The sequence below is a fragment of the Pseudomonas sp. S2_H10 genome (assembly GCF_054668285.1).
In genome coordinates this window covers 3,338,868-3,350,852 of sequence record NZ_CP162754.1, presented here as the reverse complement: position 1 = coordinate 3,350,852, position 11,985 = coordinate 3,338,868, and the positions used below count along the sequence as shown (strand labels likewise).

General features: G+C 61.1%; 12 protein-coding genes. 8 read left to right on the top strand and 4 right to left on the bottom strand.

From position 1 onward, the window contains the following. The first annotated feature begins 29 nt into the window (after positions 1–29). Entirely contained in the window at positions 30–947 is a 918-nt protein-coding gene (locus AB4O16_RS15005; RefSeq protein WP_460158021.1) for an SdiA-regulated domain-containing protein, read from the top strand. Positions 948–1,120: 173 nt separating this feature from the next. Here the strand turns inward: AB4O16_RS15005 and rpiA are convergent, their stop codons facing one another. Beyond that, positions 1,121–1,795, bottom strand: a complete 675-nt coding sequence (gene rpiA, locus AB4O16_RS15000) for a ribose-5-phosphate isomerase RpiA (RefSeq protein ID WP_160386169.1) — start codon at positions 1,793–1,795, stop codon at positions 1,121–1,123. Positions 1,796–1,940: 145 nt separating this feature from the next. On the opposite strand from rpiA, the gene ilvA reads away from it, so the two are divergent. Both ilvA and AB4O16_RS14990 read left to right on the top strand, forming a co-directional pair. Next, positions 1,941–3,455 (top strand): threonine ammonia-lyase, biosynthetic, encoded by a 1,515-nt coding sequence (gene ilvA, locus AB4O16_RS14995; RefSeq protein WP_057712867.1) that lies wholly within the window; start codon positions 1,941–1,943, stop codon positions 3,453–3,455. Positions 3,456–3,494: 39 nt separating this feature from the next. Then, positions 3,495–3,920 carry a DUF2269 domain-containing protein gene (locus AB4O16_RS14990; protein WP_160386168.1) on the top strand — a complete coding sequence of 142 codons (426 nt, stop codon included), beginning with the start codon at positions 3,495–3,497 and terminating at the stop codon, positions 3,918–3,920. Positions 3,921–4,040: 120 nt separating this feature from the next. Here AB4O16_RS14990 and AB4O16_RS14985 read toward each other — a convergent pair whose 3' ends face one another. Then, positions 4,041–4,697 carry a histidinol-phosphatase gene (locus tag AB4O16_RS14985; protein WP_160386167.1) on the bottom strand — a complete coding sequence of 219 codons (657 nt, stop codon included), beginning with the start codon at positions 4,695–4,697 and terminating at the stop codon, positions 4,041–4,043. Between the two features lie 143 nt (positions 4,698–4,840). On the opposite strand from AB4O16_RS14985, the gene AB4O16_RS14980 reads away from it, so the two are divergent. Together AB4O16_RS14980 and ptsP are read left to right on the top strand one after the other, a co-directional pair. Beyond that, positions 4,841–5,320 carry an RNA pyrophosphohydrolase gene (locus tag AB4O16_RS14980; RefSeq protein ID WP_003229203.1) on the top strand — a complete coding sequence of 160 codons (480 nt, stop codon included), beginning with the start codon at positions 4,841–4,843 and terminating at the stop codon, positions 5,318–5,320. 22 nt (positions 5,321–5,342) lie between these two features. Next, positions 5,343–7,622: a phosphoenolpyruvate--protein phosphotransferase gene (gene ptsP, locus AB4O16_RS14975; RefSeq protein ID WP_460158020.1), complete on the top strand. Its 2,280-nt coding sequence runs from the start codon at positions 5,343–5,345 to the stop codon at positions 7,620–7,622. A 126-nt stretch (positions 7,623–7,748) separates the two neighbouring features. On the opposite strand, the gene AB4O16_RS14970 is transcribed toward ptsP, so the two are convergent. Then, on the bottom strand, positions 7,749–8,495 hold the full coding sequence (locus AB4O16_RS14970; protein ID WP_460158019.1) for an NRDE family protein: 747 nt from the start codon (positions 8,493–8,495) through the stop codon (positions 7,749–7,751). 134 nt (positions 8,496–8,629) lie between these two features. Between AB4O16_RS14970 and AB4O16_RS14965 the strand changes: the two genes are divergently transcribed. The 3 genes from AB4O16_RS14965 (at position 8,630) to AB4O16_RS14955 (ending at position 11,343) form a co-directional block, all read left to right on the top strand. Next, entirely contained in the window at positions 8,630–9,412 is a 783-nt protein-coding gene (locus tag AB4O16_RS14965) for a sulfite exporter TauE/SafE family protein (RefSeq protein ID WP_460158018.1), read from the top strand. Between the two features lie 97 nt (positions 9,413–9,509). Next, positions 9,510–10,322, top strand: a complete 813-nt coding sequence (gene lgt / locus AB4O16_RS14960) for a prolipoprotein diacylglyceryl transferase (RefSeq protein WP_160386163.1) — start codon at positions 9,510–9,512, stop codon at positions 10,320–10,322. A 49-nt stretch (positions 10,323–10,371) separates the two neighbouring features. Continuing rightward, on the top strand, positions 10,372–11,343 hold the full coding sequence (locus AB4O16_RS14955) for a thymidylate synthase (RefSeq protein WP_460158017.1): 972 nt from the start codon (positions 10,372–10,374) through the stop codon (positions 11,341–11,343). 122 nt (positions 11,344–11,465) lie between these two features. Here AB4O16_RS14955 and cadR read toward each other — a convergent pair whose 3' ends face one another. Beyond that, positions 11,466–11,915, bottom strand: coding sequence for a Cd(II)/Pb(II)-responsive transcriptional regulator (gene cadR, locus AB4O16_RS14950; protein WP_160386161.1), 450 nt, complete (start codon positions 11,913–11,915; stop codon positions 11,466–11,468). Between the last annotated feature and the right edge of the window lie 70 nt (positions 11,916–11,985).

The following is an 11,985-nucleotide window of genomic DNA, read 5'->3' as shown; positions in this document are numbered from 1 at the left end:
CCGCCTGTTTCTACCCTGAGCCCACCCGAATGCGTCGATTTGCCCGCCCCAAATCCCTGATTCTGATCCTGTCGGTGGTCTTGCTGATCGCGTTGATAGCGATCGCCCAGTACCTGCGCCTGTTCGAGCGAGGCTGGTTCAATCTGCATGCGCTGTGGCAGCCGGTGAGTTCCCGCTCCATGAGCCTGGATCAGTACAAGGTCGTCACCGAAGCGCAGGTGATCGATGGCCTGGCCGACAACGTTTCAGCGTTGACCTACGACCCGGTGCGCAAAAGCCTGTTCACCGTCACCAACAAACAAAGCGAGCTGATCGAGCTGTCCCTCGACGGCAGGATTTTGCGCCGTGTGGCGTTGGTCGGTTTCGGTGATCCGGAGGCGGTGGAGTTCATCAGCGAAGACATTTACGTGGTCACTGACGAAAGCCAGCAGCGGCTGATCAAGATCCGTCTGGAACCGGACACCACCTTCATCGATGCGGCGGACGCCGAGCAGATGACCCTCGGCGTACACATGGGTGGCAACTCGGGTTTCGAAGGGCTGGCTTACGACTCGGTGGGCAAGCGCCTGTTCGTGGCCAAGGAGCGCAATCCGATGTTGATCTACGAAGTGCACGGTTTTCCGCGCTTCAATCCCGAAGAGTCCTACTCGGTGCACGTGATCAACGACCCCAAGCGTGATGCCGGAGTGTTCGTGCGGGACCTGTCGAGCCTGCAATACGACGAACGCAGCGGGCATTTGCTGGCGCTGTCGGATGAGTCGCGGTTGATTCTGGAGCTCGATGTGGACGGGCGGCCGTTGAGCACAATGTCATTGCACAAGGGGCGCCAGGGTTTGCAAAAAACCGTGCCGCAGGCGGAGGGAATCGCGGTGGATGATGACGGTACGCTGTACCTGGTCAGTGAGCCGAACCTGTTCTACGTGTTCAAGAAACCCACACAACCCTAACCAGCACCCCAAAACACTGTGGGAGCGAGCTTGGTCCGGGCGGCGATCCGACGATTGCGGTCTGTCATTCAACATTTCAGTCGACTGACACGGCCTCATCGTCGGATCGCCGCCCGGACCAAGCTCGCTCCCACAGGTTTTTCATCTGCCCACAACAATGTGGGCGGTCTTGCTTACTCGGCGCGCAGTGTCTTCACGCCTTCGCTGGTACCCAGCAACAACAGGTCCGCCGGACGCGCCGCGAACAAGCCATTGGTGACCACGCCGACGATCGCGTTGATCTGTGTCTCCAGCTCCACCGGGTTGGTGATCTGCATGTTGAACACGTCGAGGATGATGTTGCCGTTGTCGGTCAGCACGCCTTCGCGGTAAACCGGGTCGCCGCCGAGCTTCACCAGCTCGCGGGCCACGTGGCTGCGGGCCATCGGGATCACTTCCACCGGCAGCGGGAAAGCACCGAGCACCGGCACCAGTTTGCTGGCGTCGGCAATGCAGATGAACGTCTTGGCCACGGCCGCGACAATCTTCTCGCGGGTCAGGGCCGCGCCGCCGCCCTTGATCAGGTTCAGGTGCTCGTCGCTTTCATCGGCGCCGTCGACATAGAACTCCAGGTCGCTGACGGTGTTCAGTTCGTACACCGGAATTCCGTGGCCCTTGAGGCGCGCGGCGGTGGCTTCGGAACTGGCGACGGCGCCGTCGAATGCGCCCTTGTGTTTGGCCAGGGCGTCGATGAAGCAGTTGGCGGTGGAACCGGTGCCGACCCCGACGATGCTCTTGTCGTCGAGTTTCGGAAGGATGAAGTCGACGGCGGCCTGAGCCACTGCCTGTTTGAGTTGATCCTGGTTCATGCGGGCTCCGGGGTGCCGAGGAGGGGACGAAAGGCCGGCATTATAGCCCCATGTCGGGCTAAAACCTCTGTATTCGTGTGGTCGTCCGGGCAAAAGCCGGGTTAGACTCCGTGGTCCTGCCCAACCCGCTCAGTGATGCTTTCCGATGCTTGAACAGTACGTCAAAAAGATCCTCACCTCGCGCGTTTATGACGTTGCCGTAGAAACCCCGTTGCAGTCTGCCCGCCAGCTCTCCGAGCGGCTGGGCAACAGCATTTGGCTCAAGCGCGAAGACTTGCAGCCGGTGTTCTCGTTCAAGATTCGCGGCGCCTACAACAAGTTGACCCAGTTGAGCGACGAAGAACGCGCCCGTGGCGTTGTCACCGCCTCGGCGGGCAACCATGCCCAGGGCCTGGCGCTCGCGGCCAAGGTGTTGGGCGTGAAAGCGACCATCGTCATGCCCAAGACCACCCCGGAAATCAAGGTCGAAGGCGTGCGTTCGCGTGGCGGCAAAGTGGTGCTGCACGGCGACTCGTTCCCGGAAGCCCTGGCTTACTCGCTGAAACTGGTCGACGAAAAAGGCTACGTCTACATTCACCCGTATGACGATCCTCACACCATTGCCGGGCAGGGCACCGTGGCCATGGAGATTTTGCGCCAGCACCCGCAGCCGCTGGATGCGATTTTCGTTCCGGTGGGCGGCGGCGGCCTGATCGCCGGCATCGCGGCGTACGTGAAGTACCTGCGCCCGGACATCAAGATCATCGGCGTCGAACCGGATGATTCCAATTGCCTGCAAGCCGCCATGGCGGCGGGCGAGCGTGTGGTGCTGCCGACCGTGGGCCTCTTCGCCGACGGCGTTGCGGTGGCCCAGATCGGTCAGCACACCTTCGATATCTGCAAAGACCATGTCGATGAGGTGATTACCGTCAGCACCGACGAAATCTGTGCCGCCATCAAGGATATCTACGACGATACCCGCTCGATCACCGAACCTGCCGGCGCCTTGGGCGTGGCCGGGATCAAGAAGTATGTCGAGCAGCGTGGCGTCAGCGGCCAGACCTTCGTGGCCATCGACTCCGGGGCCAACGTCAATTTCGACCGCTTGCGTCATGTGGCCGAGCGTGCGGAGCTGGGCGAGGGCCGCGAAGCGATCATCGCCGTGACCATTCCCGAGAAACCGGGCAGCTTCAAGGCGTTCTGCGAAGCCATCGGCAAGCGCCAGATCACCGAGTTCAACTACCGCTACAACACCGGCAGCGAAGCGCACATCTTTGTCGGCGTGCAGACCCACCCGGAAAACGACCCGCGCAGCGCGTTGATCGCCAGCCTGAGCGAGCAGGGTTTCCCGGTGCTGGACCTGACCGACAACGAACTGGCCAAGCTGCACATCCGCCATATGGTCGGTGGGCGCGCGGCGCATGTGGTCGATGAAGTGATCCTGCGTTTCGAATTCCCGGAGCGTCCGGGCGCACTCTTCAACTTCCTCAACAAGCTTGGCGGGCGCTGGAACATCTCGATGTTCCACTACCGCAACCATGGCGCGGCGGATGGCCGTGTCGTCGCGGGCCTGCAAGTGCCCCATGACGAACGCCACCTGGTGCCGGCGGCGCTGGAAGAAATCGGCTACCCGTACTGGGACGAAAGCGACAACCCGGCCTATCAGCTGTTTCTTGGCTGAGGGGCTACGCTGTTGGGCAGGCAATAAGGAAATCGAACAATGGAAACGTTAACTGCCCTGAAAATGGCGCACATGGTGGCAACTGTTGTACTGCTGGCGTGTGCGCTGGGGTTGGGCGTCTGGGTTTTGCTGGCGCGGCGCAAGGGTGACGCGACGGCGGGAAGCCGTACCCTGCAACGGCCGCGTGTATTTGTCTGGCTGTTGATGGGGCTGGCGCTCCTGAGTATGCCGTTCACCGGCTGGTGGATGGTGCATCTGGTGGGCTGGCCGCTGGGGCAGACCTGGTTGCTGGCCTCCAGTGTGCTGTACACCGTGGCGGCGCTGGCGTGGTTCTGGCTGCTGGTGCGCCTCAATAAACTGCGCAAGACGCCGGGTGGCGTGGGGAAGTTCACCTTTGCCCTGGCGTTGTTCAGTTTTGTCTGCTTTATCGCCATTGCCGGATTGATGGGCGCCAAGCCGGTTTAACCCATGAAACCGAGTCGACCCAATCGCAGGCAAGCCAGCTCCCACAGGGATATTTAGTGAACACAGATTTTGTGAGCACCCGAGAAACCTGTGGGAGCTGGCTTGCCTGCGATGGCGATATCAGCCGCGCAGGCTGATCACCGGCCAACCCCGCTTCTCGGCCTCGGCCCGCAGATTCGGATCAGGATCGACCGCCACCGCATGGGTCACCTGCTCCAGCAACGGCAGATCATTCATCGAGTCGCTATAAAAGTAGCTGTCGTCCAGCGAATACCCGGTTTCCTCCAGCCAGCGATTCAGGCGCGTCACCTTGCCTTCACGGAAGCACGGCACATCGGTGCTGCGCCCGGTATAGCGGCCGTCGACCATTTCGCACTCGGTGGCGATCAGGGTTTCGACGCCAAGGCGCACGGCGATCGGCGCGGTGACGAAGCGGTTGGTCGCAGTGATGATCACCAGTTTGTCGCCGGCGGCACGGTGTTTGGCCAGCAGTTCGATCGCCTTGGGCAGCATGATCGGCTCGATGCAGTCGCGCATGTAATCGCTGTGCCACTGATCCAGCGTGGCCATTTCGGTGCGGCCGAGCACTTCCAGGCAGAAGTTCAGGTAAGCGGCGTTATCCAGTTTGCCGGCCAGGTAATCCTGGTAGAACTCATCGTTGCGAGTCTTGTAGGCGACGGCGTCGAGAAAGCCGCGCTCGCACAGGTAATCGCCCCAGGCGTGATCGCTGTCACCGCCCAGAAGGGTGTTGTCCAAATCGAATAAAGCCAGGCGCATTGCAGTTACCCGCTGAAAAGTCAGTAAAAAGGCGACAAGAATACGGTCTTTTCACAAGAGTGCACATAAGGTAGGAACCTTCGTTGCCGCCTTCACAACCTTTGTGGAACAATGCGACGACATGCGTTTGCGAGGTTGTAGCCGTGATCGACCCCGATGGTTTTCGCCCCAATGTCGGGATCATTCTGACGAATGACGCCGGCCAGGTGCTATGGGCTCGCCGAATCAATCAAGATGCCTGGCAGTTTCCGCAGGGGGGAATCAACCCCGAAGAGACGCCGGAAGACGCCTTGTACCGCGAGCTGAACGAAGAAGTGGGCCTTGAGCGCGAAGATGTTGAAATTCTCGCCTGCACCCGGGGCTGGTTGCGCTATCGTTTGCCGCAACGTCTGGTACGTACCCACAGCCAACCGCTGTGCATCGGCCAGAAACAGAAATGGTTTCTCCTGCGCCTGATCTCCAACGAGCAGCGGGTGCGGATGGATTTGACCGGTAAACCGGAATTCGATGGCTGGCGCTGGGTCAGCTATTGGTATCCGTTGGGCCAGGTGGTGACATTCAAGCGCGAGGTGTATCGACGCGCTCTCAAAGAGCTTGCCCCGCGCCTTTTAGCGCGCGACTGACGACGGAGTTCGACCCCGAGCCATGCTCAATACGCTGCGCAAGATCGTCCAGGAAGTTAACTCCGCCAAGGATCTCAAGGCGGCGTTGGGGATTATTGTGTTGCGCGTCAAAGAGGCCATGGGCAGCCAGGTTTGCTCGGTCTACCTGCTTGACCCCGAGTCCAACCGTTTCGTGCTGATGGCCACCGAGGGCTTGAACAAGCGCTCGATCGGCAAGGTCAGCATGGCACCCAACGAAGGTCTGGTTGGCCTGGTCGGTACGCGCGAAGAACCCCTGAACCTCGAAAACGCTGCGGACCACCCGCGCTACCGCTACTTCGCCGAGACCGGTGAAGAGCGCTTCGCTTCATTCCTCGGGGCACCGATCATTCACCACCGCCGGGTCGTCGGCGTGTTGGTCATCCAGCAAAAGGAACGTCGCCAGTTCGATGAAGGTGAAGAAGCCTTCCTCGTGACCATGAGTGCGCAGCTCGCCGGCGTTATCGCCCACGCCGAAGCCACCGGTTCGATCCGTGGCCTCGGTCGTCAGGGCAAAGGCATCCAGGAAGCCAAGTTCATCGGCGTTCCGGGCTCGCCGGGTGCGGCAGTCGGTACGGCGGTGGTCATGCTGCCCCCGGCCGATCTGGACGTGGTGCCCGACAAGACCATCACCGACATCGAGGCCGAACTGGGTCTGTTCAAGACCGCCATCGAAGGTGTGCGCGCGGACATGCGCGCGTTGTCCGCCAAGCTCGCCACTCAGTTGCGCCCGGAAGAACGGGCGTTGTTCGACGTCTATCTGATGATGCTCGACGACGCGGCGCTGGGCAGCGAAGTGACCACCGTGATCAAGACCGGCCAGTGGGCACAGGGCGCTTTGCGTCAGGTGGTCACCGATCACGTCAACCGTTTCGAATTGATGGACGACGCTTACCTGCGCGAGCGTGCATCCGACGTCAAGGACCTCGGTCGCCGCCTGCTCGCCTACTTGCAGGAAGAGCGCCAGCAAACGCTGGTCTACCCGGACAACACCATCCTGGTCAGCGAGGAACTGACGCCGGCGATGCTCGGCGAGGTGCCTGAAAGCAAGCTGGTCGGCCTGGTGTCGGTACTCGGCTCGGGCAACTCCCACGTCGCGATTCTTGCCCGGGCCATGGGCATCCCGACCGTGATGGGCCTGGTCGACCTGCCGTATTCCAAGGTCGATGGCATCGGCATGATCGTCGACGGTCATCGCGGCGAGGTCTACACCAACCCCAGCGAGGTGCTGCGCAAGCAGTTCGCCGAGGTGGTCGAGGAAGAGAAACAACTGGCCCTGGGGCTCGATGCGCTGCGTGATCTGCCGTGTGTCACGGTCGATGGCCACCGCATGCCGCTGTGGGTCAACACCGGCCTGTTGGCGGATGTGGCGCGAGCACAGAAACGCGGCGCCGAAGGCGTCGGTCTGTACCGCACCGAAGTACCGTTCATGATCAACCAGCGGTTCCCGAGCGAAAAGGAACAACTGGCGATCTACCGCGAGCAACTCGCCGCATTCCACCCGCAACCGGTGACCATGCGTAGCCTGGACATCGGCGGCGACAAATCGCTGTCGTACTTCCCGATCAAGGAAGACAACCCGTTCCTCGGCTGGCGCGGTATTCGTGTCACCCTCGACCACCCGGAAATCTTCCTGGTGCAGACCCGCGCCATGCTCAAGGCCAGCGAAGGCTTGAACAACCTGCGGATTCTGCTGCCGATGATCTCCGGCACTCACGAACTGGAAGAAGCCCTGCACCTGATCCACCGTGCGTGGGGCGAAGTGCGTGACGAGGGCTGCGACGTGCCTATGCCGCCGATCGGCGTGATGATCGAGATTCCGGCTGCGGTTTATCAGACCAAGGAGCTGGCGCGGCAAGTGGACTTCCTGTCGGTCGGCTCCAACGACCTGACCCAGTACTTGCTGGCCGTTGATCGCAACAACCCGAGGGTGGCCGACCTTTACGACTACCTGCACCCGGCGGTGCTGCAAGCCTTGCAAGCCGTAGTGCGCGATGCCCATGCCGAAGGCAAGCCGGTGAGCATCTGCGGTGAAATGGCCGGTGACCCGGCAGCCGCCGTGCTGTTGATGGCGATGGGTTTCGACAGCCTGTCGATGAACGCCACCAACTTGCCGAAGGTGAAGTGGATGCTGCGCCAGATCAACCTGAGCAAGGCCAAGGAGCTGCTGGCCGAACTGATGACCATCGACAACCCGCAGGTTATCCACAGCTCGTTGCAACTGGCGCTGAAGAACCTTGGATTGGCGCGGATGATCAATCCGGCTGCGGTCAAGACCCTCTAGTATTGCGGCGCCCCAATCGCGGGCAAGCCCGCTCCCACAGGTTTCTCTGGTGTTCACAAAGTTTGTATTCACCAACGATCACTGTGGGAGCGGGCTTGCCCGCGATGGCGTCCGCCCGGACGCCGCCTAAACCAGAATATCTACCTCTCCCAGATGCCCACCAAACGGCCCGAAACTCCTTTCGACCAAATGCCGTGAACCATCCGCCTGCACAATCAACGCCGTGCTCGCCCGGGTTCCGTAACTCTGGCTGGCAATGAACACGCTCGACAGCAGCGTCTCGGTGGCCAGCCCCACGCCGGTATCCGGCAGCTCGGCAAACGGCGCGGTCTGCGCATCGCTCAATAACGCCAGCAGCGCCTGAGGCTGCGGATCGTCCAGCACCTCGCTCAATGCAGTCCTGGCCTTGAGCAGCTTCGGCCACGGCGTATCCAGCCCGGCATTGGATAAACCGTAGATCCCCGGGGCCAACATCACCGCCTCCGATTCCCGTTGATTGAAATGCCAGAGTTCGTTGGCATTGCCGACCAGCAGGTTGAAGCCGCCATATTCCAGCGAACCGTCGATAACCTCGGCTAAATAGTCATCAATTGGCAGTTTTCCGCTGAGAAACCGCGCAACCAGCTCGCCACGAGACTTGCGCCCTGGCGGTCGATGGGGATCGCGGATGTTGGTCAGCGCCGCAAAACGTCCGTTGGCACCGACGCCGAGCCAGGTGCCGCCGGCCTCGAGGTCGCGCCCTGCATGAACGTGCGGCGCTTCAGGCCATGGTGCCAGGGGCAGGCTGGGGCGGGCGTAGAACTCATCGCGATTGGCCGCCACGACCAGCGGCTGGGCATGACCCGGGCGCCAGGCAAAAACGATCAGGCACATAAGGTTGTCCTTGTGTGTTTTTTGCCCACTCTACGCAGACATCGCTCATCGATCCATCGCCTTGCACAGTGGAGCTTGAGGCCATGCATCCGTTACCATGCCGCTCCGGTTTTGGGGATGCGGGCGAGACGACCATGGAATTTCTGCTCTATCTGGCGCTCGGCGCCTGTGCAGGTGTGCTCGCCGGGCTGTTTGGCGTAGGCGGCGGAATCATCATCGTCCCGGTGCTGGTGTTCAGCTTCAAGGCCCAGGGGTTCGATCCGTCGATTCTCACGCACCTGGCAGTGGGAACGTCCCTGGCGACGATCATCTTTACCTCGGTCAACGCGGTACGCGAACATCACCGCCGTGGCGCCGTGCGTTGGCCAATCTTCATGTGGATGACGGTCGGCATTCTGGTCGGTGCCGGGTTCGGCGCGCTGACGGCGGAAGCGATTTCCGGTCCCAACCTGCAGAAACTCATAGGTGTGTTCGCCCTGGTGATCGCCGCTCAGCTGGCGCTGGAGGTTAAACCCAAGGCCAGCCGAACCGTGCCGGGCAAACTCGGTCTGACCGTGGCCGGCAGCGTGATTGGCTGGGCTTCGGCGATTTTCGGCATTGGCGGCGGTTCGTTGACCGTGCCGTTCCTGACCTGGCGCAGCGTGCCGATGCAGCAAGCGGTGGCCACTTCATCGGCCTGCGGGCTGCCGATCGCCCTGGCCAGTGCATTAAGTTTCATGATTCTGGGCTGGCACGATCCGTTGCTCCCGGCCCATAGTCTCGGTTTCATTTATTTGCCGGCGTTGCTGGGCATTGCCCTGACCAGCATGGTGTTCGCCCGTTTGGGTGCGCGATTGGCCCACAGGTTGTCGCCGAGGTTGCTGAAACGGCTGTTTGCCGCTTTGCTGTTCTGCGTCGGCCTGAACTTTCTGGTCTGAAGCATCTGCTCTGACGCACAGCGCAATCCTGGCTTAATCCTGAGGTGGCAGCGTCGCCCGGGAATTTTTAAGATTTGAACTCTAACGAGGAGTCGCAATGCTGCCTTACCCGCAGATCGACCCGGTGGCCCTGGCCATCGGTCCGCTGAAAATCCACTGGTACGGTCTGATGTACCTGATCGGTATCGGCGGCGCCTGGCTGCTGGCCTCTCGCCGCTTGAACCGCTTCGACCCAACCTGGACCAAAGAGAAACTCTCCGACATGGTGTTCTGGATGTCGATGGGGGTGATCGTCGGCGGGCGCCTGGGTTATGTGTTGTTCTACGATCTGCATGCCTACCTCGCCAACCCGACGCTGATTTTCGAAGTGTGGAAAGGCGGCATGTCGTTCCACGGCGGTTTCATCGGCGTGATGCTGGCGGCGTTGTGGTTCGGTAAAAAGAACAACAAGTCGTTCTTCCAGCTGATGGATTTCGTCGCGCCGATGGTGCCGATTGGCCTGGGCGCCGGGCGTATCGGCAACTTCATCAACGCCGAGCTGTGGGGCAAGCCGACCGACGTGCCGTGGGCGATGGTCTTCCCGCCGTTCAGCGATCCGGCGCAACTGGCGCGTCACCCTTCGCAGCTGTACCAGTTCGCCCTCGAAGGCGTGGCGCTGTTCCTGATCCTCTGGCTGTTCTCGCGCAAGCCGCGGCCGACCATGGCGGTCTCTGGGATGTTCGCGCTGTTCTACGGCATCTTCCGTTTCATCGTCGAATTCGTCCGTGTACCGGACGCGCAGCTGGGCTATCTGGCCTGGAACTGGCTGACCATGGGCCAGGTGCTGTGCGTGCCGATGATCCTCGGCGGTCTGTTCCTGATCTGGCTGGCGTATCACCGCGCCCCGGCGACTCCAGCGGCAGCTGTATAAAATTCGAACCCCGCAGCGATGGTTGCGGGTTCAAGGACACAGGTAATTCATGAAGCAATATCTCGAACTGGTCGCCCACGTCATCAAGAACGGCACCAAACAGGCCAACCGTACCGGCGTGAACACCATCAGCTTTCCCGGTGCGATGCTGCGTTATGACCTGCAGGAAGGTTTCCCGGCGATCACCACGCGCAAGATGGCCTTCAAATCGGCTATCGGCGAAATGTGCGGTTTCCTGCGTGGGGTGAACAACGCCGCCGAATTCCGCGCACTGGGCTGCAAGGTCTGGGACCAGAACGCCAACGAAAACGCCCAGTGGCTGGCCAACCCGTTCCGTCAGGGCGAAGACGACCTCGGCGAGATCTACGGCGTGCAATGGCGCAAATGGCCAGCGTACAAGCAGATCCCGCTGAGCAATCCGGCCGCGATCGAGCAGACCCTGGCGCAAGGCTACCGGCAGATTGCCGAAGGCGAGGAAGACGGTCAGGCCTACGTGGTGCTGTACAAGGCCATCGACCAGGTCCGCCAGTGCGTCGACACCATCATCAAGGACCCGGGCAGCCGCCGCATCCTGTTCCACGGCTGGAACTGCGCCCAGCTTGATGAAATGGCCCTGCCGCCGTGCCACCTGCTGTACCAGTTCCACCCGAATGTCGAGACCAAAGAGATCTCTCTGACCCTCTACATCCGTTCCAACGACCTGGGCCTGGGCACGCCGTTCAACCTCACCGAAGGGGCGGCGCTGCTGAGCCTGATCGGTCGCCTGACCGGCTACACGCCGCGCTGGTTCACCTATTTCATCGGTGACGCCCACGTCTACGAAAACCACCTGGACATGCTCAACGAACAGCTCAAGCGCGAGCCGTTCCCGATGCCGAAACTGGTGATTTCCGACCGCGTGCCGGAGTTTGCCAAGACTGGCGTATATCAACCGGAATGGCTGGAGCTGGTGGAGCCGGGTGATTTCTCCCTGGAAGGCTACGAGCACCACGCGCCGATGACCGCGCCGATGGCGGTCTAAAAAACCACCACCGACCCTGTGGGAGCGAGCTTGCTCGCGATAGCGGTTTGTCAGTCACATCAATGTTGAATGTGCCGCCGCCATCGCGAGCAAGCTCGCTCCCACAGGGTTTTGTGTAGTTTTCAGTGGCCGTGACTACGGCCAACATGAGAATGCTCCACCTCCGGCGCCACAACCCCGCCACTCACTTCCAGCCGTTGCAAAATCCCGCATTGATCGACATCCGGCCCTTCTCCACAGCGTTGGCGCAGGTCGAGCAGTTGTGTCTGCAAGGCCAGCAAGCCGTCGATCCGCGCCTTGACGTGATGGATGTGCTCGTCGATCAGCGCGTTGACGCTTTCGCACTGGTCCTGCGGACTGTCGCGAAACGCCAGCAGACTGCGGATTTCCTCGAGCGTCATGTCCAGGGTGCGACAGTTGCGGATGAAGGTCAGGCGCTCGGCGTGTGCCTGGGTGTAGACGCGATAATTGCCGTCACTGCGGGCCGGCTCCGGCAGAAGGTTTTCGCGCTCGTAGTAGCGGATAGTTTCCACGGCACAGTCCGTGAGCTTCGCCAATTCTCCAATCTTCATGACGACAATCTCCAAATCTCCAAAATGGGTGCTTGACCCTATAGTGGCTACAGGGTCTTTACTTGGCAAC